Source organism: Paenibacillus hamazuiensis, assembly GCF_023276405.1.
GTDB lineage: Bacteria > Bacillota > Bacilli > Paenibacillales > NBRC-103111 > Paenibacillus_AF > Paenibacillus_AF hamazuiensis.
Window position 1 is genome coordinate 2,011,701 of sequence record NZ_JALRMO010000001.1, and the last position, 24,102, is coordinate 2,035,802.

Below are 24,102 nucleotides of genomic sequence, written 5' to 3' on the forward strand. Positions count from 1 at the left end.
GGGCTAACGGCCATGAAACTTCGTTATAAAATTTTAATCGGGCTGAGTGTGGTTGTGGCCGCGATCGTATTTTTCGGTTTTAAGTTTCTCGCTTCCGTCGAAGAAAGCGAATGGAGCGTGCAGCGCCAGGCCGTCAAGGTCGCATATGAAAAAACGATTTTGGTAAAGCCTGTCAAGGTGGAGCGGTTTATTGGAAACAAGCAGTATACGATCATCCATGGGGAAGACAAAATCGGCCAGCCGATCATTGTCTGGGTTAGCGATGACGAAGTGATTACCGAAATGGCGTCCGACGGAGTAACTGCAGACCAGGTGAAGGAGGCGGTGCTTGCGAAAAACCCGGACAGCACCGTTCTTCGCACCACTCCGGGCAAGCTTGGGGACAGGCTTGTTTGGGAAGCCTTCTACAAATATGAAAGTGAGCAAGGCTGGAAATATTTTTACGATTACTACGATTTCAAGGACGGCACGCTGATAGATACGTACAAGCTAAGCCTGCAATAGCCGGACGGAACTGGGGAGGATGCGGATGCGCAATTTTGTTGCTGTGACGGCCATCATATTTTTCATCATCGTATTAACCGCATGTGCCGGCGTGCCGGGTACGGGTCCGGCAGACGAAGCCGGGGCTTCGGGAACTTCGCCTGCTCCCTCATCCCCCCAATCTTCCCCAACCGATTCTTCGACGTTTCGTTTTGTCGTGATGGGGGACAGCCGCGGATCCGGCGACGCAATCGCGGAAGCGACGCTGCGCAAGCTGCTCGGCAAGGTGAAGGAGCTGTCCCCGCAGCCGGCTTTCCTTCTGTTTACCGGCGATCAGGTTAGAGGCAGCTCGGTGAACAGCGAACTGACGGAATGGAAACGGATTGTCAGCGATTATTTTCCATTGAATGTCGTCTATCCGGCGTTAGGAAATCATGATTATGACGAAAAAGTGTTCAGCAAGCAGTTCGATTACTTGCCAAGCGACCAGCTTGCCGGCTACGGGAGAACCGTATACTATTTCGATCACGGCGACTCCCGCTTTATCGTGCTTAATTCCAATCGGCAGGATGCGAAAAGGAAATTTATCGTCGACGGCGCGCAGCGCGATTGGCTGGAGAAGCTGCTGCAGACAGGCGATAAGAAACACATTTTCGTTTCCTTCCATATTCCGGCGTATCCGGGCAGCAGCCATTTCGGCAATTCGCTGGACGCGAATCCCGGCGAACGTGACGCGTTATGGGCGATTTTGGACAAATACAACGTCAGCGCCGTTTTTGTCGGCCACGAACATAACTACAGCCGGCGCGAAGTCGATTCTTCCTTTTATGCGGCATTCCGCAACAAAGTGCCGCAGCTGACGATCGGCGGCGCCGGCGCCCCGCTGTATACCGCCGTCAAGGACAAGAAAAACGTCGTTGTCGGCCCCAAGCCGGTGTACCATTATATGATCGTCGACGTCATGCCCGACAAAACGCAATTCAGCGTATACGATATTAACAACAACCAAATCGATAGCTTCGAACGCTAACCGGACCTCAGGTCCGGTTTGTTTGTTTTTGTTTGTCTTTTCGGGTATCGAAGTTGTAAAGCGGGGCGGCAGAAGATTCGGTGCACCTGCACCAATCCATGACGCCAATCGCGGGCCCGAGGCACGAATGAACTCTCCAAAGGATCACGCCAAACGTAAAGCGTGTCCGGCATTGGATTTTTTGCCTGAAAGCAAAAAATCCATGCCGGACAAACGCGAACCAGAAGCGAGCACTCCCGTGCTGCGGGCGGGTCCAGGGCGCCAAAGCGCCTTGAGGGCTTTGCGAAGCAAAGCCAGCTTCGAAAGCATGGGGTCCCCCTAGAGGGGGATTTAGGGGGGGCATCGGCAGATGGTACACATTACATTAGCCCAATTGCTATATCATATGATATACTCGGAGTATACAAAATATGATATCAGAAAGGGGGACGTTAGCTATGAGGTTACGTCTCTTACCTGTCTTTATAAGCGTCTTTTTAAGTGCGAGCCTGCTGTTCGGAGGGTATTACGCATACCGCAGCATGGCAATGGAAAACCCGCTGAATGCTATCGTGACATCCGCTCCCGGTGTAGAAAGCGCCAATATGGATCTGTCCGGCAGCAAGGCGGTTATCGAACTGAAGCTCCGTCCTGATGCAAATCTTCGTGAAATTGTTCACAAAATCACGACGGACGGCGCTTCCATCATCGGCCAGAAAGATGTGGAATTCCGCGTGACCGGCAATTCGACGCCGAAGCTGGATCAATGGTGGTCCAGCGTGCTGTTCGACGTCGCGCAGGCGATGGAAACGAAGCAGTACGCGCAAATTCCCAAAACGCTGCAGGAGCACGCGAAAAATATGAACGGGCTGCAAGTGTCGAGCGAAATGGACGAGAAAAATGTATATATCAGACTGACGGACGGTGATCAAAGCAAATTCGTCATTTTGCCGCGCACGCCTGCGAAGATCGGAGTGTGGCCAAATGAGTAAGTACGGTAAAGAAATATTGATAGGTACGATTCCAGTCGTTTTGTTGTTTTTGCTGTTCATCGGGGTGAATATCATCCCGGTTATTTTCATGACGGTATTGTTAGCTTCTCTTTTTTACATGACTCGTATGCGCGGCGGAAATATGGGAATGGGCGGCGAACGCCGCGGCAAAGTGCGCACGCCGGCGTTTCTGACGTTCGATGAAATCGGCGGCCAGGACCGGGCTAAAAAAGAGCTGCGCGAAGCTCTGGACTTTCTGATCCGCTACGAGGAGATTCAGAAGCTGGGCATACGTCCGCTCAAAGGGATTTTGCTGACCGGTCCTCCGGGCACGGGGAAAACGCTGATGGCCAAAGCCGCGGCGCATTACACGAATTCGGTTTTTATGGCGGCATCCGGAAGTGAGTTTGTCGAGATGTACGTCGGCGTCGGTGCAAGCCGCATCCGCGACTTGTTCAAGGAAGCGCGAAACCGCGCCTCCAAAGAAAACAAAGACAGTGCGATCGTCTTCATCGACGAAATCGACGTTATTGGCGGCAAGCGGGATGGCGGACAGCATCGCGAATACGATCAGACGCTCAACCAATTGCTCACCGAGATGGACGGAATTCATACGGCGGAAAGCCCTCGCATTCTCATCATGGCGGCAACCAACCGCAAGGAGATGCTGGACAGCGCACTGCTGCGGCCGGGCCGTTTCGACCGCCATATCGAGGTGGATCTGCCTGATAAAAAAGGGCGTCTGCATATTTTGAACATCCATGCGAAAAATAAACCGCTCGCCGAAGGCGTCAGCCTGGAGACGGTGGCGGAAGAAACGTTCGGCTTCTCCGGTGCCCAGCTGGAGAGCGTCATGAACGAGGCGGCGATTTATGCGATGCGCGATGATCTGGAAAGCATCGAGCAGCGCCACCTGTCGCTCGCCGTCGACAAAGTGATGATGGGCGAGCGAACCGACCGCGAATCGACGAAGGAAGAACGCGACCGTGTGGCGCTGCACGAACTGGGCCATGCGATCGTAGCCGAAATCGTACGTCCCGGGTCGGTATCTCAGGTCGCGTTGAGCCCGCGGGGCAAGGCGCTCGGTTATGTGCGTCATAACCCGCAGCAGGATCAATATCTGTACACGAAGGAGCATTTGCAGCAGCAGATCATGATCGCTCTCGGGGGGGCCGTGGCCGAGGAAATGTTTTACGGCGGCCGGAGCACCGGCTCCCGCAACGATTTCGAGCAGGCGCTTAATCTCGTACACACGATGATGGATTGCGGATTAACGAATCTCGGCATCATCGACCGGCAAATGGTGACGAAAGAAGAACTGATGAAGGAAAATGCGGCTATTCTGGAGCAGTTGACCGAGGAAACCCGCAAGGTGCTGGAACAGCACCGTTCGGTGTTCACGCAGTCGCTCGACATCCTGATTCACGAGGAAGTATTGTCCGGCGAACAATTTCGCGAGCTTCTCGCGGGTTCGGAGCTGCCGCAGCCTGCATGATTCGATCCAGTCCCTGTGGAGGGGCTGGATTTTTTGCATGCATGGAAAAATGATTTTAAGCCACAAAAAAGTCGTTTGTGCGCCATATAAGGGTATGATATGATTAACAGTCAAATCGGGTTTTATCGTGTAAAATAAAAGATATATTCGCTTAAACTTGTTTATTTTGTCATTGTTAAAAGGCGGTGTAACGGACTTATGACATTTAAAAAAATCGGCGTGCTCGGAGCGGGCACGATGGGGCAAGGCATTGCCGAAATGCTGGCTGCGAAAGGTCTCGAAGTATTTTTAACCGAGCGGACAATCGAAAAGCTGGATGCCGCTTGGGAAATGATCGAAAATAATCTGGACAAGCAGATGGAAAAATGGGCGATTACCGCGGCGGAGAAAAAGCTGATTTTGTCCCGCATACATAAGGTTACATTTCTGGGCGACGTGTCGCTGTGCGATATGGTGATCGAAACGATCAGCGAAGATTTGGAGCAGAAAATGGAGCTGTTCCGGCAGCTCGATGCAATTTGCCCGCCGGATGTCATCATTGCCAGCAACACGTCCACCCTCAGTTTGACTGAGTTGGCGGCCGTTACAAACCGGCCGGAGCGAGTGATCGGTCTTCATTTTCTTCATCCTGTGTGGAAAATCGATCTGGTGGAAATCATCCGCGGCTTGAAAACGTCGGATCAGACATTCGAGGAAACGAAGCGTTTTGTTACCGAGACGATTCAAAAGCACGGCATCCAGGTGTACGAGTCGCCGGGTTACGTGACGACGCGGCTCATCTGCACGCTCATCAACGAAGCGCTGCACGTTTTGTCGGAGCGGGTGGCGACGGCTGAAGATATCGACACGGCGATGCGCATCGGCTACGATTTTCATTACGGGCCGCTCGAAATGATCGACCGGTTCGGGCTTGATTCGGTGCTGGCCGCGATGGAACGTCTGTTCCGCGAATTCGGCGATATCAAATACCGGCCGGCACCGGTATTAAAGCAGATGGTCCGGGCAGGGCAGCTTGGCGTCAAGACAGGACAAGGCTTTTTCCGCTACAATAAGGACGGTGACCGGATATCATGAAAATTCTTGTTATCAACGCAGGCAGCTCCTCCGTCAAGTTTCAGCTATACGATATGCGGGACGAATCGGTGCTTGCCAAAGGCAAAGTCGAGCGCATCGGCATGGAGACGGCGATATTGAGCTGCGAGCCGACGGGCAAGCAGGAATACCGCGAGGTCAGCGAAATTTTGGAGCATACGACGGCGATCCGCAAAGTGCTTGATTCGCTGGTGCATCCGGTGTACGGCGTGCTCGGGTCGATCGGGGAGATCGATGCGGTGGGGCATCGTGTCGTACACGGGGGGGAGAGCTTCAAAGAGTCGGTTCTCGTCACCGACGAGGTAAAGCGGGAAATCAAACAGCTGTTCGATCTGGCGCCGCTCCATAACCCCGCGCACATGCTCGGGATTCAGGCGGTGGAAGCGAACATGCCGGATACGCCGCAGACGGTCGTGTTTGATACGGCTTTTCATCAGACGATGCCGCCGGTAGCTTATTTGTATCCGATTCCGATGGTGCTCTACCGGAAACATAAAATACGCCGGTACGGGTTCCACGGCACATCGCACGATTACGTGAGCAAACGCGCTGCAGCATTTCTGGGCAAGCCGATCGAGGAGCTGAAAATGATTACCTGCCATATCGGAAACGGGGCAAGCTGTACGGCAGTGCTGGGCGGCAAATCGTTTGACACGAGCATGGGGATGACGCCGCTGGAAGGGCTGATGATGGGGACGCGCAGCGGCGACATCGATCCGGCGATCGTACCTTATACGATGGCCAAGGAGGATTTGACGCTCGGCGAAGTCAATTCGATGCTCAACAAGCACAGCGGGCTGCTCGCCATTTCCGGCGGTTCCAGCGATATGAGGGAAATCGTGCAGGCGATGAAGGATGGCGACAAAAACGCCGCGCTCGCTTTTGACATGTACGCTTACCGGCTGCGCAAATATATCGGCTCGTATGCCGCGGCGATGAACGGGCTCGATGTCCTCGTTTTCACGGCCGGCGTCGGAGAAAATTCCGCCCGGCTGCGCAAGGCGGTTTGCGACGGTTTGACGTTTTTCGGAGTGGAGATCGACGATGTGCTTAACGAACATCATTCCGGCCAAGAACGGGCCATATCGACGCCTTCTTCGAAGGTCGCGGTGCTCGTCATCCCGACGAACGAGGAGCTCGTCATCGCCCGAGATACCCACGCCTTAATTGTCCGGGAGAATTAGTGTATAATGATGGAAATGACGTAGATCAGCGATGCAGGAGGTTGCCGTATGTCTGAAAAATGTATGATTCGCGATGTCAAAAATCACGTAGGCGGCGCGGTTACGATCGGCTGCTGGCTGTACAATAAACGTTCCAGCGGAAAAATCCAGTTCCTGCAGCTGCGTGACGGTTCCGGGTTCATTCAGGCGGTTGTCGTCAAAAGCGAAGTGGGAGCCGACGTATGGGAAGCCGCTTCAAAGCTGACCCAGGAAAGCTCGCTTTATGTGACCGGTTCGGTCCGCGAAGATGAGCGGAGTCAAAGCGGCTATGAGCTGACCGTCACGGCAATCGAAATCATCCAAATCACGGAAGAATATCCGATCACTCCGAAGGAGCACGGCGTCGATTTCCTGATGGACCACCGCCATCTATGGCTGCGCAGTCCGCGGCAGCGGGCGATTCTCGTCATAAGAGCGCAGATCATTCGCGCGATCCAGCAATTTTTCGACGAGCGGGGCTTCCACCTGGTCGATCCTCCTATTCTAACGCCGTCTTCCTGTGAAGGAACGACTAACCTGTTTCATACGAAATATTTCGATGAAGACGCCTTTCTGACGCAAAGCGGCCAGCTGTATATGGAAGCTGCGGCAATGGCGCTCGGTCGCGTTTATTCGTTCGGTCCTACGTTCCGAGCGGAAAAATCGAAAACACGCCGGCATTTGATCGAATTTTGGATGATCGAGCCGGAGATGGCGTTTGTCGACCATGAGGAAAATCTGAAGATCCAGGAGCAATTTGTCGCCCATATCGTCCAGTCGGTGCTGCAGCATTGCGAAAAGGAGCTGAAGGTGCTCGAACGCGATACGACCAGGCTGGAAAAGGTGCAGGCGCCATTCCCGCGAATTTCGTACGACGAGGCCGTACAGTTTTTGCAAAAGCGGGGGATGGAGTTCACCTGGGGCGAAGACTTCGGAGCACCGCACGAGACGGCGATCGCCGAGCAGTTCGACAAGCCGGTATTCATCACAAAATATCCGACGGAGATCAAGGCTTTCTACATGAAGCCGGACCCCGAACGGCCGGAGGTCGTTCTGTGTGCGGATATGATCGCCCCGGAAGGTTATGGGGAAATCATCGGCGGCAGTCAGCGGATCGACGATCCGCAATTGATGGAACAGCGGTTCCAGGAACACGAGCTATCCAAGGAAGCGTACCAATGGTACCTGGATTTGCGCAAATACGGTACAGTGCCGCATTCCGGCTTCGGGCTCGGTTTGGAACGGACGGTCGCGTGGATATGCGGCCTCGACCACGTCAGAGAGACGATTCCGTTCCCGCGGCTGCTGTATCGCTTGTATCCGTAACCTAACAGGCAAGGAGAGAGGATGGTCGGATGAAAGAACAACAATCGGTCATGGCCGGCTTCCTCGCCGGCATTCGAGAGGGATCCGTTCAGATCCCTTATTTGCTTCTTAAAACGTATGCGCGGCTCAAGCTGACCGAAACCGACGCGATGCTGCTGATCCATGTGATGGCGTTCGGGGAAAAGGAAAAAGCGGAGTTTCCGACGCTTGAGGATATTCAGGCGCGCATGTCGGTCGGGCAGGAGTCGGTAATTGCCAGCCTGCAAAGGCTGCTGAAAGGCGGCTTTATTACGATCGATCAGGATGTCGACGCCCAGACCGGCGTTCAGTTCGAGCGCTACAATTTTACCCCGCTTTACGAAAAAATGGCGGCCTGCTGGGCAGACGATTACCGGAAGCGGCAGGCGGAGACGGCGGCTTCCCTTTTGCAGGACGAGGGAAGCAACGTATTCACGATTTTCGAAAACGAGTTCGGCCGCCCGCTGACGCCGATGGAAATGGAGACAATCACCACCTGGCTGGACAAAGACCGGTATAAGGAAGAGCTGATTTTAGCCGCTCTGAAGGAGGCGGTATTTGCCGGCAAGGTGCATTTCAAATACATCGACCGCATTTTGCTCGACTGGAGCCGCAACCGCGTTGCTAACGTCAAGCAGGCCAAAGAATATGCGCAGAAGTTTCGCACGAAATAAGGCGTTGCGCCTTAAACGACCCTACTCGCCGAAAGGAGAGAGGGTCGTTTTTTGTGAGCAGGGTTTGAGGCAGCAACCACTCTTATCGCGCCAAATAAAGTGGAGCGGGGCAGCCATAGGTGTTTGCGTCAGCAAAAACCACGGCAGCCATCCGCGGGCACGAGGCACGAACCTCCTCCCCAGGCATCGCGCCAAAAGTGCAGCGTGTCCGGCATAGGATTTATTACAAGCAACAATAAATCCATGCCGGACAAACGCGACCTAGCAGCGAGCGGCCGTGCAAACCGGGCGGGTCCAGGGCGCCCGAGCGCCTTAAGGGCTTTGCGGAGCAAGGCCGGCTACGGAAGCCTGGGGTCCCCCTAGAGGGGGATTTAGGGGGTGATAAAGTTGTTCCATTTTTATCAAAAATATGCTAATATAAATACGAACTATTGTTCCCTTATTTCGGGCTGCGAAATAATTAGGAAGGAGTAACAGAAATGCTAACCGACCGTTATGCGGAAATCGACGGAGTCATCGAATACATTCATCAAAATATTTATGAGGACCTTCCGCTTACCCGATTGGCGCGATACGCAGGTTACAGCCAATATCACTTCATTCGCATTTTCAAAGAAAGAACCGGGCTTTCGCCGCAGTATTACGTCTCTTCGATGCGGCTGCAAAAGGCCAAGGATTTGCTGCTGCAAACGAACTTAAGCGTTCGCGATATCGGACTTGAGATCGGCCAGCAAAGTTTGGGCACCTTTACGACCCGATTTACCGAACGGGTAGGAGTGACGCCTTCCGAATTTCGCAACCAGACGCATCAGGCGGACAACCATTTCCACACTTTGCGCAAGCTGAACGACTGGAGCAGATGGCATCCGGTTTCAACGGCGTATAACCGAATAGAAGGGACCGTACAGGCGGAAGTTCCTTTTGAGGGCATTATTTTGATCGGCTTGTTCGCCAAACCGATTCCCGAAGGTTTGCCTCTCTACGGAACGCTGCTTCCGTCGCTCGGCGATTTTTGTTTTAACGACGTCAAACCGGGCACCTACTATTTGATGGCCACCTCCGTTTCCTGGGGGATGCGGGCAATGGACATTTTGCTTCCTCATACTACTTTGCGCACAAGGTCCAAGGAACCGATCGAGGTTATGCCCCATACGCCAATCCCCCGCCAGCAGGTGATGCTTTACCCGCCGCGCTTGGATGATCCGCCCATTTTGATATCGCTGCCATTGCTGATGAACATTTTTCTCAGACAAGTCCAAAACAGCAATCGATAAGAAATTGCCGAACACAGCTTATGTTAGGATAGGAGGGTATCGAACAAGATTTGAGTTTTCAATTAAAAATAGGAGGGAAAATAAAGAAATGCATGCAGTGGAGAGTGGTGCCCATTCTGTGACGCAGCACGCGGAGATAAAGAAAAGTGTGCCGTGGATCTATTTTGTTATTTTTTTCGCCGTACTGAACGAATCCGTATTTAACGTGTCAACGCCAAGCATCGCCGAACAGTTCAGCCTTACCGCATCCGGAGTAAGCTGGGTCGTTACGATCTTTTTTATCGTGTTCGGCATGGGCATGGTCATATTCGGAAAGCTGTCCGATATGTTCAGCGTCAAAAAACTGATTACGATAGGCATCGTGCTTTACAGCACAGGGTCGATTTTGGGTTTTGCGTTACAGTCGTGGTACCCGACGATCATTATAGCGAGAGCGATTCAAGGGGCAGGCTGCTCTGCAATCCCGGCGCTCGTGTTTGTCATGGTTGCCCGTTTCTTCTCGCAGGAAGAGAGGGGGAAAATGTTCGGGATTATCACTTCAACTGTATCTTTTGCGATCGGCATCGGGCCGGTGCTCGGCGGTTATATCGCAGGAACGTTTCATTGGGCCGTATTGTTTCTCGTACCGCTTCCTGTGCTCGCCGCCATTCCTTTTTTTCAAAAGTATCTGCCTACGGAAGGTCGCAAAGCGGGCAGCATGGATTTAATCGGTGCGGTGCTGCTCGGCCTTGTGGTCACGACGCTCATTTTGTTTACGACGGAAACGAACTGGCTTTATTTGCTCACATCCTTGGCGGCGCTAGTCTTGTTTATCGTTCGTATTCACCGGGCGAAAGAACCGTTTGTCGATCCGGGCCTTTTTACGAATTCGCTGTACCGGAGCGGCCTGGCGATCGGATTCCTGATCTTCGGAACGGTCATGTCCATCATGTTTGTCATCCCGCTCATGTTAAGCAAAATGTACGGTCTGAGCACGGAAAATATCGGACTTGTCATGTTTCCGGGAGCATTCAGCGCCGTTATCTTCGGCAAAGTGGCCGGCAATATGACGGTCAAGAGAGGAAGCCATTTTGTCGTATACCTGGGACTTGGTTTGATTGCAACCAGTCTGCTGCTGCAATCTTCGTCCGTCGGGCTTTGGGTCTGGTACATCGGTACGGCGCTTGTATTGATGTACATCGGTTTTTCTTTCGCGCAGACTGCCCTTGCGGAAAGCGTCACGCAAGTGCTGCCTGGTCATCAGATCGGCATAGGAATGGGATTTTTCAATATGATTTCGACGCTTTCCGGGGCGATAGTGACGGCGTTGGTCGCCAAGGCGATGGAAAAAGAGCTGTTCGCATTCCCGCTTCATCCGTTGATCTCGGACGCTCGGGCATATTTATACGGCAATCTTATTTTATTCCTAAGCGTTGTTGTAGTGTTCAGCGCGCTGCTGTATGTTTACTCGTTCGGCAAAAAGGCACCGCAGCCGGCAGTGTCGTAAGTTCCGGGGGAGATGGATCTCAGGCGCTCAGGCGTGCAATGTGAGAATTTAAGCATTTGCCAATACTGGGGTAAATGCGCACACCCAAACCATAGGTTGCTTCCGTTATGGGTTTGTGGTACATGATGGATATCAAACATTAGCCGAGTGGCAAAGAATGCCCCGTTTCCTTTCTGAATATCGGAAAGGATCCGGGTTTTTTTGTTTTTCAGGTGAATTAGTTAATCGGACGGTAGGAGCCGGGGAGACTTTATGTTTTCGGGAGCGGACAGCTAAAAGCGACTAGTAAAAAAATAATAGGATCGCTCGGGCGGGTTTTATACCTGCCACTAGCGATCCCTTTATTAGGAGCCTTACTTTTTCAACAAATGCCAGCGATAGACATATTCGAACAAAAATTCGAACGCCTCAAGGTGGCGTTTCGCTTCGAACGGATTGGCGCCCCAGGCGTAAATGCCGTGCTTGCGCAGCATGATGCCGGGAACGCGTTTGTCGAGTACGTCCGGTACGAGCGCGGCGATTTTCGGGATGTCCGCATAGTTGGGCAAAATCGGCACGTGAATGACCGCGTCTTCGTCCCAAATGTTAAACGCTTTGATCAGTTCGACCCCTTCGACCGGAATGCTGCGCTGTTCCCAGAACAGCTCGGATACCAGGTTGTTGAATACGGTATGCACGTGATAAATCGCGCCGCAGCCGGTCAGCCGGTATATTTCGCAATGAATGAGCGTCTCTGCGGAAGGCTTCAACCCCGTCGCTTCGGTGGGCTGGCCTTTTTCATTCACGAGCAGGAAGTCGGACGGGGTGTTTACCGACTTGTCTTTGCCGCTCGCGGTAATGGCAAATGTAAACTGCTCCGGCGAAAACTCGCCGACGCGGATCGATAAGTTGCCGCTGGTGGCGGGAAACCAGCCTTTGGCGGCAAGCAGCGTCTTCGCTTCGCGCAGCTCGGCGAAAGCGCGTTGTTTTTCCTCCAGCAAAATGGGGGCGGTCACGGACGTATTGCCTCCTTCGATTGTAATTTGTCGATGATGTCGTAAAAATCGTTAAACGGATGGTACGGCAGTCCAATCTCCTTGCACATGTCGATCAAGTGGGAACGGGCAAACACAGTATCGACCAGCTTGGCGCCTTCGAAGTCGGTGACGCTGTCGCCGATCAAAATTTTCTCGTACCGATCGCTTGGATACGAACGGATAATCGTCGTTTTGCACATGCCGCATTCGTTGTGGCACTGCTCATCGCACGGATGCGGCCAGACGATGCGGATGCGTTCTCCGGTAAAGTCGCTGCCGTTGCAGTAGATGTTTTCCTGAGGTATCGAAAACGGCGCCAGCAGCGGATAGACGAAAAAGTCGATGCCGCCGCTTGTCACAAGAAACTTAACGTCCTGCTCGCGGCAGTAATCGAGAAGTTCGCGGAAGCCCGGACGGATGACGGCGTTGCTGATCGCATAGTCGACGACTTCCTTTTGCCGGGAAGAGGGGAGCAGCGCGAACATAGCGCCGACACCCTCACTGATCGAGATTTGCTTGCTTAAAACCTGCTCGACGAGTTTGTCCCAGCCCTCCGGTTTGAAATGCTTCATAATCGCGACGATATTATCGTTCACGGTGATCGTCCCGTCAAAATCGCAAAAGATGATTCGTTGTCTGTTCATGCTGCCATTCATTCTTTGATCCCCCATGCGTTGATAGCCGCCTGCAGCTCCGGATGCGTTTCGGCATAGACGCGCAGCGGCTTGCCTTGAAGGCATGCGTCGATCGCTTGGCGGAAAGCGTGTCCTCCGGCTGCAGTGCCCATCGGGTGGCCGTGGATGCCGCCTCCGGCGTTCACGATCACTTCACCGCCGAAATCTTTCAAAATAAGCGGTACAAGTCCGGGGTGGATGCCGGCGGAAGGTACCGGAAAGCTGGTTTGAGGGAACGCCGTACCGGCCGGATTCGCCGTCCCGGAGCCGTTCCCGCTTCCTCCCGCATATATGTACTCGGGAGGTCCGGACAGCAGCGCGTGCTGGATCGCCATATTTTCTTCCCGCGGCATGACGACCGAGCCGTAAGGAGAAGGGAACAGCACGATGTCCGCCCCTGCGATCCGCATCAGCTTGCCAAGCAGCACCGAAGCGGCGATGCCGTGATACGGCGACGGGTACATCGCTCCGGCCATTGCGGGATGCGCCATGATCGGCACTTTGATTTCCGGGTCGCGTGCCAGCTCGTGCAGAACATCGAAGCCGTAGGCGAGGACGTTGAACAGAAATGCGTTAGCGCCGGCGGCAATCGCCTTGCGGGCTTGATTTTTAAGCTCGAATGTCGGTCCTGTCAAATTGACGGCGTAGAGAAGCTTTTGACCGGTTTCTTTCTCGGCCTGATGGGCGGCTTCCAGGCACGTTTCGACCCTTTTTTCGATCGGTGTCAACGGATTTTCGAACAATATTTCATCGTCTTTGATAAGATCGACGCCGCCGAGCGCCTGCAAGTAAAACTGCTCCCTTAACGCCGGCATGTCATGTCCGATAACCGATTTGAAGATGCTCATCAGAAGCGGGCGGTCATGAACGCCGAGCAGGTTCCGAACGCCGCGGATGCCGAATTTCGGACCGGGGAATGCGGATAGGAACTCCCCGGAAAACTTCAAATCGATCAGCTTGATCCGCCCGTCCATCGACAGCTTGCCGAACACGGTAACGAGCAGAGCGGGGATGTCCCGGCTGTAGTTCAGATCGGGGTAAGCGATATCGATATCGGCGTAACGCTCCGACAACGGAGCTCCCTCTGCAGGCTCATGGACGCGAATATCGACAACGCGGCCCAAATGCTTTTCCATCTCGGCTTTTTTGGCCTCGGGAAGATCCGTCCAGCTGCCGACGGTAAGTCCTACCGCAATGCCTTGGGCTTTTTTGGCGAAATCGGCTTTCTCGTCGTAGCAGCGATATGTGGCCAAACAATAAGAACTCACTGATCAAACACCTACTTTTGAATATTTTGGGAACGGAGAGCGGATGCGGTTCCGGCCGTCAATCCGGCGCCTTCGCTGATTGCATCGCCCATTTCCTTGGCGCGTTCCGCCGCGCGGAGGACAGCCTTAACAACGCCTTCCGAAAAATGATGACGGTCCAGCGTCTCGAGCGCAGCCTGCGTTGTTCCGTTCGGTGATGTTACCTTCCGGCGCAAATCGGCCGGATTTTCCAGCGTCGTCTGCACCATGCGGGCAGCCCCGAGCACGGTTTGCACCGTCAGCTCGCGTGCAGTCTCCTCGGAAAGCCCGCCCTGCACGCCGCCTTTGATCATCGCCTCCATCATATAGTAGATGTAGGCGGGGCCGCTGCCCGAAACGCCGGTGACGATGTCGAGCTGCGTTTCTTCGACGAGCGCGACGATCCCCGTCGCCTCGAACATCTCCCGGGCGAGACCGCGCTGCGTTTCACTTACGGCAGGGGAGAAGCTGAGGCCGCATGCGCCAAGGCCGATCGTACTGGACGTATTCGGCATCGTACGGGCGATCGGCATCTGCGCTTCGAGAATAAACTGCATCGTTTCGATCGACAAACCGGCGATGACGGATACGAGCAGCTGGCCGGGATGAAGCAGGCGGCGCAGTGCGCTCAGTCCTTCAACGGCATCTTTCGGCTTGAAAGCGACGACGACGATATCGGCTTTGCGCACGAATTCGTCTTTTTCCGCCGGTTCTCCCGTGATGCGGATGCCGTATTTTTCGCGCAGCGCCTTGAGTTTCGAGACATCGCTGCGGTTGAAGGCAAACAGGTTATCCGGCTTGGCTTTATGCTTATCGAGCAGCCCGCGAATGATCGCTTCCGCCATCGATCCGGCGCCGACGAATGTGATTTTGGCGTCCAGTAAAGTCATGCTCATTTTCGGTAAACTCCTCTCGGGCCCTTGCGTAATATTATCATGCGCAGCAGCCTTAGCCGCGAATTTGTCCGCTTCCGGTTACGACGAATTTGGTCGAGGTGAGGGCAGGGAGGCCCATCGGTCCGCGCGCGTGCAGCTTCTGCGTGCTGATGCCGATTTCGGCGCCGAAGCCGAATTCGAAACCGTCGGTGAAGCGGGTGGAGACGTTATGATAAACGGCGGCGGCATCCACTTCTTGCAAAAACCGCTGCGCATTCGCTTCGTTTTCCGTAACGATGCACTCGGAATGCATCGTGCCGTGGCGGCGTATGTGCTCCAGGGCTTCGTCGAGGCCGGATACGATCTTCACGTTCAAAATGTAGTCGTTATATTCGGTATCCCAATCTGCCGCGGCCGCCGCCTTCATGTCCGGAATGAGCCGGCGCGCACGTTCGTCGCCGCGCAGCTCGGTATTGCGGCTGCGGAATTCCTCGGCAAGCGTGGCGAGGTGCTTTTCGGCATAAGCCTCATGCACGAGCAGCGTCTCCATCGAGTTGCAGACGGACGGGCGCTGCACCTTCGCATTGATCGCGATGCGAGCCGCCATGTCCGGCTGCGCGCTCTCATCGATAAACGTATGGCATATGCCCGCACCGGTTTCGATGACCGGCACGGTCGCGTTCATGACCACGTTCCGGATAAGCGATGCGCCGCCGCGTGGGATGAGCACGTCGATCAGCCCGTTCAGCTTCAACATTTCGTCGACGGAGGAGCGGTCGGCGCTGAAGATGAGCTGCAGCGCGTCCGCCGGAATTGCCGACTCTGCCAATGCGCCGTGAAGCACTTCCACGATGCGCCGGTTGGATTCCAGCGCCGAAGAGCCGCCGCGCAAAACGACGGCGTTGCCCGTTTTCAGGCAAAGGCCGGCGGCGTCCACGGTCACGTTAGGGCGCGCTTCGTAGATCATGCCGATGACGCCGAGCGGCACGCGGACTTTACGGATGTGCATGCCGTTAGGCCGGTCAAACTCTTCGAGCAAGTCGCCGACAGGATCGGGCAGCTCCACAACCTGGCGCAGGCCGTCAGCCATGGCGGCGATGCGCGTTTCATTCAGCGCAAGCCGGTCAAGCAGCGACTCGCTGGTGCCGTTCTCGCGGCCGCGCTGCAAATCGAGCGCATTGGCGGAGATGATCGAAGCTTGCTCCGAGATAAGGGCATCCGCCATCCGCAGCAGCGCTTCGTTTTTTTGCTCCGTCGTGAGCATGCTCATCCGGTGAGCCGCTTGCTTCGCCAGCGTGGCCTTCTGTACCACTTCGCTGACGGCGGTTTGATGTATCGACATAGAGTGATTCCTCCTCTTGGATTCATATTGTACCTTCTTGTTTTGGCGTATGCGACTCAAACACTCGGCGTCATACGGCGGCATCCCGATGCAGCAGCGCCGCGGAGCATCAGTTCACCTGCTGCAGCGTAATCCACTCGTCGCGGTGGATGACCTCGATCCGCGGCACCTCGATGCGGCGCTGCACCTCTTCGGTCGACAGCCCGGCGACCGCCTGCAGCTGCCATGCCGCATAGTTGACGACGCCGCGGCCGAGCGTATGTCCGCCGGGACCGACGACCTCGACGACGTCGCCGGGGTGAAAATCGCCGCTCACTTCCTTGACGCCGGCCGGAAGCAGGCTTTTGCCGCCGCTCACAAGGGCGGCTTCCGCGCCGCCGTCGACGGCGATGCGGCCCTGCGGCAGCGAGTGGAAGCCGAGCCATTGTTTTTTGACCGGCAGCGCATGAGCCGTCGTCTCGAAATATGTACCCTTGCCGATTCCGTCAAGGGCAATCCGCAGGTCGCCCGGCTCGAGCACCTGGCCGATGAACACCGGCACGCCGCCGCGCATGGCGATGCGCGCCGCTTCGAGCTTGGAGAGCATACCCCCCGTCCCGACGGAAGAGCCCGAGCCGCCCGCGATACGGTAAAGCTCGTCGCCGATCGTTTCCACGCGGTCGATGCGCCGCGCTTCCGGATTTTTTCGCGGGTCGGCTGTGTAAAGCCCGTCGATATCGGTGAGAATCGCCAGTCGGCTCGCTTTGACCAGATTGGCGACGAGCGCGGAAAGCGTATCGTTTTCGCTGAATTTCAGCTCATCGACCGACACCGTGTCGTTTTCGTTGATGATTGGAATGATGCCGCGGCGCATCAGCTCGTCGATCGTCATCATTGCGTTATGGATTCGCTTCCGGTTGGAGAAATCGTAGCGGGTGAGCAGTATTTGCGCGACCCCTACGCCATGGGCGCTGAACGCCTCGTGGTACGCCTGCATCAGCAGCGCCTGGCCGACGGCCGCGGAAGCTTGCTTCTCGTGCAGTATTTTCGGACGGCTCGCGTAGCCGATTTGGCGGAAGCCCGCGGCCACCGCACCCGATGTGACGAGCAGCACCTCGAAGCCGTCCGCATGAGCCCGCGCCAGCTCCCCGGCAAAAAAGACGATTTTTTCCTTATTGAGTCCGCCTTCGTCCGAGGTCAGCGAACTGCTGCCGATTTTAACGACAATCCTTTGCTTCATGGTTTGAATCACTTCTTTCTTCGTTTCAGGAAATAGGGATGAAAAATGAAAAAGCTTCCGTCCGGCTAAGGACGAAAGCTTGAGCTTCCGCGGTACCACCTTGCTTGATGAATTTGACATTCATCCGTCTTAAGGCCTCTGTAACGGCAGAGGGACGCCGTCCAACTCATCGTTGGCCGTTCCGGGGCGGGTTCGGAAGGGCATCATGCGGTAAATTCTTGCAGCCTGCGGAATTTACTCTCTGGTCGCTAAGCCGACTTCTTACTATTCCCATCATTACGTTTGTTTTCTTTTTAGGATACCATGCCGCGGCCGCGCTTGTAAAGTTTCGGGAGCCGCTGCTTGGACAAAATGCACGGACGCCGCCGCTTCTAAAACAAGTTCAGCTTGCCGATGCGGTCGACCGCTTCTTCCAGGCGGGCTTCGTCGGACAGCAGTCCGAGCCGTACGAAGCCTTCGCCGCTTTCCCCGAAACCGATGCCCGGCGCGACGACGATTTTCGCTTTGTCAAGCAGCAGATCGGCCAGAGAGGTCGACGTATAACCTTTCGGCACGGGCAGCCAGCAGAAAAACGATCCCTGCGAAGGCTTTGCTTCCCAGCCGATGCGCTTAAGCGCCGCATACAGCGCGTCCCTGCGGCTCTGGTAAGTGGCAAGCAGATTCGCCACGCAGTCCTGAGGCCCTGTCAGCGCGGCAGCCGCAGCTTCCTGAATGCCGCCGAACAGGCTGCAGTAATAGTGGTCCTGGATCAAATTGATCAGGCGGACCACCTCGCGGTTGCCGAGAGCGAAGCCGACGCGCCAGCCGGCCATATTGTATGTTTTCGATAACGTATAAAATTCGATGCCGACTTCTTTCGCTCCCGGAAGCTGCAGGAAGCTGACCGGCTTTTGTCCGTCAAAGCCGATCGCGCCGTAGGCGAAATCGCTGGCGACGACGATGCCGTTTTTCGCGGCAAACCGAATCGTCTCCTCATAAAAGGAAGCCGGAGCCGTCACCGCGGTCGGATTGTTCGGATAGTTGATGAACATCAGCTTCGCGCGGTTCACATCGTCCTGCTTCAGCACGGAATAATCAGGCAGAAAGGCGTTATCCGCCCGCAGCGGCATCATTACCATTTCCGCTCCCGCGAGCGCCACGCCCGACCAATAATCGGGATAGCCGGGGTCGGGCACAAGGCAAACGTCGCCGGGGTTCAGCAAACATTGGCTGATCTCGACGAGCCCCGTTTTGCCGCCGAACAAAATGGCGACTTCGGTTTCCGGGTCAAGCTCGACGCCGTAATCTTCCTTATAACGCTGCGCGACCGCCTGCTTCAGAAACAAATACCCGTTAAACGGCGGGTACCGGTGGTATTGTGGATTTTCGGCCGCTTTTTGCAGCGAGCGCACGATGTGCTCGGGAGTCGGCTGGTCCGGGTTGCCTTGCCCAAGATTGATGACATCATGGCCTGCGGCGATTTGCTCGTTTGCCTTTCCGACCAGCTTGGCGAAAAACTGCACAGGCAGCTCCTGAATGCGCTCCGCCGCCCGAATCGGAAAAGCCGAAGCGCCGGCCTGCGTTGATTTTGTAGTCATAAACGTTCACTCCAATTTGCGATTTCACTTGTCTTGTCAGACTCAGGTTAGCAATAATGTAACATAAATTTAATCCCCATGTATAGGCGGCATAGAAGGGCATGGAAAAACGCTTCTCAACAAGGATATAAGCATGGTAAAATGAGATTGTTTCGTATAGCGGTACTTAGTTTTGTTAAACGAAACATAAAACTGATATTCGAGGATGGTGCCGAAAATGACCATCGATTTTCATGATGCCGCAAACCGAAGCAGCTACGCGCAAAGATCGGTCAATGACAGCTGGAAAAGCTGGCTTTCCGCCCGCATTTCCTTTCCGGGCAAAAAAGCCGCGGACATCGGGTGCGGTGGCGGCATATATACGAAGGCGCTGATCGAGCTCGGCGCCGCGGAAGCGGTCGGCATTGATTTTTCCGAAGCGATGCTCGCGGGGGCGGCAGAAAATTGCGCGGGTTTGCCGCAAATCGCATTTTGGCAAGGCACCGCTCAACATACGGGGCTTCCCGGCGGGAAATTCGACATCATCCTGGAAAGGGCGCTGATCCATCATCTTTCGCACCCGGATTTACTCCTTTGCTTTAAGGAAGCCCATCGGCTGCTTGCCGATACAGGAATGCTGATCGTGCAGGACCGAACGCCGGAGGATTGCTTGCTGCCGGGAAACGCCGAGCATATTCGCGGGTATTTTTTCGAAAAATATCGATGGCTTGCGCCGTTCGAAACGGCTCGCCGCCATCCGGACGAAGTGGTGTGTCAGGCTTTGGCGGCTGCCGGTTTTCAGACGGTCGAAACGGAAACGCTATGGGAAACGCGCGCGTCGTATTCCGGAATGGAAGCGTTGAGAAGCGATCTCATGGCCCGAACGGGGCGATCGATTTTGCATGAGCTTGCCGATCGGCAACTGGAGGAGCTTTGCGATTTTATTGAAGAGAGGGCAGCGTTTAAAACAGGCGGGCCGATCGTAGAAAAAGACCGCTGGACGGTCTGGCTCGCCGTTAAACAGTAAAGGAAGAGCCGCCCGGCGGGGCACTCCGGGGAGCTGTTCGACCTGCAATAATTTGCTGATCAAAAACCATTGAGCCCGGCGCCTTTTTCGCATATATTAAAAAGATAACTGCTGTCTATGTCATGGAGAGTGAACTTATGTCGACGAATACATTAAACATTGCGTTGCTGCAGATGGATATCGCGATCGGCGAGCCGGACGCCAACTTTGCCAAGCTGGAAACGCTGCTCGCCGAAGCGGTAAACGGATCGCCGAAGCCGGACGTCATCGTTTTTCCGGAAATGTGGAACACCGGCTATGCGCTGGACCGCATTCACGAGCTGGCGGATCCGAACGGCGAACGGACGGACGCGCTGCTGTCCGCCTTCAGCCGCGAGCATGGCGTCCATATTGTGGGCGGTTCGATTGCGGAAAAGGTCGGCGCCGACGTCCGCAATACGATTTACGTGTATGACCGCGAAGGGAACAAAGTGGCGGATTATTCGAAAATTCATCTGTTCCGCTTGATGGATGAGGAGAAGTATTTGGTCGGCGGCGAGCGGGTAGGTGCGGTTCAGCTCGGAGAAGTGCCGGCCGGCGTGATGATTTGCTACGACATCCGCTTTCCGGAGCTGGCGCGCAAGCTGGCGCTCGGCGGGGCGAAGGTGCTGTTCGTCCCTGCGGAATGGCCGAAGCCGCGGCTTCATCATTGGCGGACGCTGCTCACGGCAAGAGCGATCGAAAATCAAATGTTCGTCGTGTCGTGCAACCGTGTAGGCATTAGCGGCGCCACGGACTTTTTCGGCCATTCGATGGTCATCGGCCCTTGGGGCGAGGTGATCGCCGAAGGCGACGAAAGCGAACGCATCATCCGCGCGTCGATTAATCTGGACGATGTCGACCGGGTACGGAAAACGATTCCGATATTCGAGGATCGCAGACCAAGCCTTTATTAATAAAATCGCGGGTTTATACCCAGATGAAGAAAGCCGATCCTCAGCTGCCGGATCGGCTTTTCGTTTGCCCCAGCACGTCGCGAAACGTCGAGATGAACGCGTCGACCGCTTTGGACAAATAACGCCCCTTACGGTAGGCGATGACCAGCGTTCGCGTCGGATGCGAGGCGAGCTTCAAATAAGCCGGGGCATGCTGGCTCCAGCCGCTGCGGGACACCATATGCGGCACAAAGGCGATGCCCATTCCCGCGGCGACGAGCGACTGCACCGTTTCGATGTTGCTGCTTTCGAAAACGATGTTCGGCGTAAATCCGGCGTTTTGGCAAAGCTCCAGCGTAATTTGGCGGAACCCCTGGCCTTTCTTGAGCGCGATGAACGGCTCGTGGCGCAAGCTTTCGATTTCGACCGAAGAAGCGCTGCCGTTTGCTTCCGCCGCCGCAAGCGGATGCTGGGGCGGGACGGCGAGCACGATTTCCTCTTCGATGATCGGCTCGTAGGCGAGCGCGTCGTCGATGAGCGGCAGCGAAAGCAGACTGATGTCGGCTTGTCCCCCCAAGGTGAGCTGCTCCAGATTCGCGGTTGTCTCTTCGACGAGCACGATTTCGATTTCCGGGTATCTCTCTTGAAAGGCGGGCAGCACGAGCGGCAAAATATGCGCTCCCGTTATCGGCAGGCTGCCGACGACCACACGTCCTTTGCGCATCTGCGAAATATCTTCCATCTCCTGTTTAAGCTGTTCGACCATATCGAGAATCGACTGCGCTTTCTCCATAAACAGCGAGCCGGCATGCGTCAGCTCGACCGAGTTGGTCGTGCGCTGAAACAACAGCACGCCGATTTCCTTCTCGAGCTTCGAGAGCTGCTGGCTGAGCGACGGCTGCGCGATATGGAGCTTTTCCGCGGCGCGGGAAAAATTGCGCTCGATGGCGATTTGCAGCGCGTATTGAAGCTGTCTCAGCTCCATCGCTCAGCCCTCCCTCGGGGAAGGAGTTTCCTGCAGCGACAGCCATAGCTTTTTATTGCGGTATTCCTCTTCGCTTCCGAGCTCACGGCCGAACCATGAAGGCGCTTCGAAGTTTTCCGCGCTTAAAGTATCGGCAAACTCCACCTCCACGACCGTCAGGTCAAACTGAGGGCGGTACTCGTCGATGTCGAAATGAAGCGCGTCCGCGGAAACAAGCGTCGTGCGCACTTTTTTCAGCGGCGTTTTACCGGAGCTCCCGAGAAGCTGTGCATAAATATCTTCGGAGATCGCATATTCGATTTCCTCGCGGGATAGTCCGTTGCCTCTTTTAAAAGTATGCGTGTACTCATTGCGGCCGTTCTCGGACAGTCTGCGGATGCGGACTTCTTCGGTAGCGGAAAACGCGAGGTACGTCTGATCGATTTCTTTTCTCGATACGACGGTTAAAACGCCCTGCCGGATCTCATCTTCGGGGAACCTGGCGAGCATAAATTTGCGTTCGATTTCTTGACCCATGGGATACGCTCCTTCGTTTGGCATGAATTTGGATGACGTCAATCGTTATTGTTCGAACCTATTAATCTTATAGATATTATATCTTGGATCAATGAAGAAAGAAATGGTACGATGTTAACAAATGAAACGTGGTAATATGGGTGATGAGGTTGCACTTTTACTACGATTATACGAATACTTAATGAGGTGAGGATTCCATGGCAAAAACAATGTTCGAAAAAATTTGGGACAACCATGTTATTCATCAGGAAGCCGGCAAGCCGAGCATCATCTACATCGACTTGCACCTGGTGCATGAGGTAACGTCCCCGCAGGCGTTCGAAGGCCTCCGCATGAACGGCCGCAAGGTGCGCCGTCCGGACCTGACGTTCGCGACGATGGACCACAACGTTCCGACGAAAGACCGCTTCAACATCACCGACCCGATCTCCAAGCAGCAGGTCGACACGCTTTCCAAAAACTGCGCCGATTTCGGCGTCACTTTGTTCGACCTGAACAGCATCGACCAAGGCGTCGTTCACGTTATGGGGCCTGAGCTCGGCCTGACGCATCCGGGCAAAACGATCGTCTGCGGCGACAGCCACACATCGACGCACGGCGCGTTCGGCGCACTCGCTTTCGGTATCGGTACAAGCGAAGTGGAACACGTGCTCGCCACCCAATGCTTGCAGCAATCCAAGCCGAAAACGCTGGAAGTGCGCATTAACGGCAAGCTGAAGCCGGGCGTTACGGCGAAGGACCTCATTCTCGGCGTCATCGCCAAATACGGCACCGACTTTGCGACAGGTTATGTTATCGAGTACACCGGCGAAGCGATTCGTTCCCTGTCGATGGAAGAGCGCATGACCGTGTGCAACATGTCCATCGAAGCGGGCGCAAGAGCGGGCCTGATCGCTCCGGACGAAACGACGTTCAACTTCCTGCGCGGACGTGAGTACGTTCCTCAAGGAGCGGCATTCGATCAAGCGGTGGAGCAGTGGAAGCAGCTCGTTACCGATCCGGGCGCCAGCTACGACCGAGTGGTCGAATTCGATGCGGACTCCTTGATCCCGCAGGTGACCTGGGGCACAAGCCCGGGCATGGGTACCGACATTACGGCGAAAGTGCCGGATCCGAAAAGCTTCGCTACGGAAAACGAACGCAAAGCGGCTGAAAAGGCGCTTGAATATATGGATTTGAAGCCGGGCACACCGATGACGGAAGTCGCTATCGACTACGTGTTTATCGGCTCCTGCACGAACGGCCGGATCGAAGACCTGCGCGCCGCGGCTGCGGTGGCTCAAGGCTATAAGGTTAACCCGAATGTGACGGCAATCGTCGTTCCGGGCTCCGGACGCGTAAAAATACAGGCGGAAAAGGAAGGTTTGGACAAAATCTTCACCGAAGCCGGCTTCGAATGGCGCGATGCAGGCTGCAGCATGTGTCTGGCGATGAATCCGGACGTTCTGCAACCGGGCCAGCGCTGTGCTTCGACGTCCAACCGGAACTTCGAAGGCCGTCAAGGCCGCGGCGGACGCACGCACCTCGTATCTCCGGCGATGGCGGCCGCAGCTGCGATCGAAGGACGTTTCGTCGACGTGCGCGACTGGAAATTCAAAGTAAAGCAAGAAGCTTAAATCATAGATCGTGAGGGGATATAAC

Annotated in this window: 22 protein-coding genes; 13 read left to right on the plus strand and 9 right to left on the minus strand. The window is 55.1% G+C overall.

The genetic code is table 11. The features are described from left to right. The first annotated feature begins 12 nt into the window (after positions 1-12). The 10 genes from MYS68_RS08795 (at position 13) to MYS68_RS08840 (ending at position 11,051) form a co-directional block, all read left to right on the plus strand. Entirely contained in the window at positions 13-504 is a 492-nt protein-coding gene (locus tag MYS68_RS08795) for a cell wall elongation regulator TseB-like domain-containing protein (protein WP_248925474.1), read from the plus strand. A 25-nt stretch (positions 505-529) separates the two neighbouring features. After that, on the plus strand, positions 530-1,513 hold the full coding sequence (locus tag MYS68_RS08800; protein WP_248925475.1) for a metallophosphoesterase family protein: 984 nt from the start codon (positions 530-532) through the stop codon (positions 1,511-1,513). 437 nt (positions 1,514-1,950) lie between these two features. After that, positions 1,951-2,484, plus strand: coding sequence for a hypothetical protein (locus MYS68_RS08805; RefSeq protein WP_248925476.1), 534 nt, complete (start codon positions 1,951-1,953; stop codon positions 2,482-2,484). Further along, positions 2,477-3,979 (plus strand): AAA family ATPase, encoded by a 1,503-nt coding sequence (locus MYS68_RS08810; protein WP_248925477.1) that lies wholly within the window; start codon positions 2,477-2,479, stop codon positions 3,977-3,979. Before MYS68_RS08805 ends, MYS68_RS08810 begins: the two co-directional genes overlap by 8 nt. A 198-nt stretch (positions 3,980-4,177) precedes the next feature. After that, positions 4,178-5,053 carry a 3-hydroxyacyl-CoA dehydrogenase family protein gene (locus MYS68_RS08815; RefSeq protein WP_248925478.1) on the plus strand — a complete coding sequence of 292 codons (876 nt, stop codon included), beginning with the start codon at positions 4,178-4,180 and terminating at the stop codon, positions 5,051-5,053. Beyond that, the gene (locus MYS68_RS08820; protein ID WP_248925479.1) at positions 5,050-6,255 is read left to right on the plus strand and encodes an acetate/propionate family kinase; all 1,206 of its coding nucleotides are present in this window, start codon (positions 5,050-5,052) and stop codon (positions 6,253-6,255) included. Before MYS68_RS08815 ends, MYS68_RS08820 begins: the two co-directional genes overlap by 4 nt. 48 nt (positions 6,256-6,303) lie before the next feature. Further along, on the plus strand, positions 6,304-7,599 hold the full coding sequence (asnS, locus tag MYS68_RS08825) for an asparagine--tRNA ligase (protein ID WP_248925480.1): 1,296 nt from the start codon (positions 6,304-6,306) through the stop codon (positions 7,597-7,599). A 29-nt stretch (positions 7,600-7,628) separates the two neighbouring features. After that, positions 7,629-8,291 carry a DnaD domain protein gene (locus tag MYS68_RS08830; RefSeq protein WP_248925481.1) on the plus strand — a complete coding sequence of 221 codons (663 nt, stop codon included), beginning with the start codon at positions 7,629-7,631 and terminating at the stop codon, positions 8,289-8,291. 479 nt (positions 8,292-8,770) lie between these two features. Beyond that, complete coding sequence (locus MYS68_RS08835) at positions 8,771-9,565, plus strand: helix-turn-helix domain-containing protein (protein ID WP_248925482.1); 795 nt, start codon at positions 8,771-8,773, stop codon at positions 9,563-9,565. 88 nt (positions 9,566-9,653) lie between these two features. Continuing rightward, positions 9,654-11,051 carry an MFS transporter gene (locus MYS68_RS08840; protein ID WP_248925483.1) on the plus strand — a complete coding sequence of 466 codons (1,398 nt, stop codon included), beginning with the start codon at positions 9,654-9,656 and terminating at the stop codon, positions 11,049-11,051. 353 nt (positions 11,052-11,404) lie between these two features. On the opposite strand, the gene mtnB is transcribed toward MYS68_RS08840, so the two are convergent. The 7 genes from mtnB to MYS68_RS08875 all read right to left on the minus strand — a co-directional run bounded on the left by mtnB (position 11,405) and on the right by MYS68_RS08875 (position 19,040). Next, a complete protein-coding gene (gene mtnB / locus MYS68_RS08845) occupies positions 11,405-12,046 on the minus strand; it encodes a methylthioribulose 1-phosphate dehydratase (RefSeq protein ID WP_248925484.1) in 642 nt (213 codons plus the stop codon). Next, the gene (locus MYS68_RS08850) at positions 12,043-12,711 is read right to left on the minus strand and encodes a 2-hydroxy-3-keto-5-methylthiopentenyl-1-phosphate phosphatase (protein ID WP_248925485.1); all 669 of its coding nucleotides are present in this window, start codon (positions 12,709-12,711) and stop codon (positions 12,043-12,045) included. Before MYS68_RS08850 ends, mtnB begins: the two co-directional genes overlap by 4 nt. 8 nt (positions 12,712-12,719) lie before the next feature. Beyond that, a complete protein-coding gene (locus MYS68_RS08855) occupies positions 12,720-14,009 on the minus strand; it encodes a 2,3-diketo-5-methylthiopentyl-1-phosphate enolase (protein ID WP_248925486.1) in 1,290 nt (429 codons plus the stop codon). An 11-nt stretch (positions 14,010-14,020) separates the two neighbouring features. Further along, positions 14,021-14,923 carry a pyrroline-5-carboxylate reductase gene (gene proC / locus MYS68_RS08860; RefSeq protein ID WP_248925487.1) on the minus strand — a complete coding sequence of 301 codons (903 nt, stop codon included), beginning with the start codon at positions 14,921-14,923 and terminating at the stop codon, positions 14,021-14,023. 52 nt (positions 14,924-14,975) lie between these two features. Continuing rightward, on the minus strand, positions 14,976-16,244 hold the full coding sequence (locus MYS68_RS08865; protein ID WP_248925488.1) for a glutamate-5-semialdehyde dehydrogenase: 1,269 nt from the start codon (positions 16,242-16,244) through the stop codon (positions 14,976-14,978). Between the two features lie 109 nt (positions 16,245-16,353). Then, positions 16,354-17,463 (minus strand): glutamate 5-kinase, encoded by a 1,110-nt coding sequence (gene proB / locus MYS68_RS08870; RefSeq protein WP_248925489.1) that lies wholly within the window; start codon positions 17,461-17,463, stop codon positions 16,354-16,356. Between the two features lie 371 nt (positions 17,464-17,834). After that, positions 17,835-19,040 (minus strand): pyridoxal phosphate-dependent aminotransferase, encoded by a 1,206-nt coding sequence (locus MYS68_RS08875; protein WP_248925490.1) that lies wholly within the window; start codon positions 19,038-19,040, stop codon positions 17,835-17,837. A gap of 217 nt (positions 19,041-19,257) precedes the next feature. On the opposite strand from MYS68_RS08875, the gene MYS68_RS08880 reads away from it, so the two are divergent. Both MYS68_RS08880 and MYS68_RS08885 read left to right on the plus strand, forming a co-directional pair. Continuing rightward, positions 19,258-20,046 (plus strand): class I SAM-dependent methyltransferase, encoded by a 789-nt coding sequence (locus MYS68_RS08880; protein ID WP_248925491.1) that lies wholly within the window; start codon positions 19,258-19,260, stop codon positions 20,044-20,046. Between the two features lie 137 nt (positions 20,047-20,183). Further along, on the plus strand, positions 20,184-20,981 hold the full coding sequence (locus tag MYS68_RS08885) for a carbon-nitrogen family hydrolase (protein WP_248925492.1): 798 nt from the start codon (positions 20,184-20,186) through the stop codon (positions 20,979-20,981). 40 nt (positions 20,982-21,021) lie between these two features. Here the strand turns inward: MYS68_RS08885 and MYS68_RS08890 are convergent, their stop codons facing one another. Both MYS68_RS08890 and MYS68_RS08895 read right to left on the minus strand, forming a co-directional pair. After that, positions 21,022-21,945, minus strand: coding sequence for a LysR family transcriptional regulator (locus tag MYS68_RS08890; protein ID WP_248925493.1), 924 nt, complete (start codon positions 21,943-21,945; stop codon positions 21,022-21,024). A gap of 3 nt (positions 21,946-21,948) precedes the next feature. After that, positions 21,949-22,461 carry a CYTH domain-containing protein gene (locus MYS68_RS08895; protein ID WP_248925494.1) on the minus strand — a complete coding sequence of 171 codons (513 nt, stop codon included), beginning with the start codon at positions 22,459-22,461 and terminating at the stop codon, positions 21,949-21,951. A gap of 197 nt (positions 22,462-22,658) precedes the next feature. Between MYS68_RS08895 and leuC the strand changes: the two genes are divergently transcribed. Further along, positions 22,659-24,077 (plus strand): 3-isopropylmalate dehydratase large subunit, encoded by a 1,419-nt coding sequence (gene leuC, locus MYS68_RS08900; protein WP_248925495.1) that lies wholly within the window; start codon positions 22,659-22,661, stop codon positions 24,075-24,077. Positions 24,078-24,102: the final 25 nt, after the last annotated feature.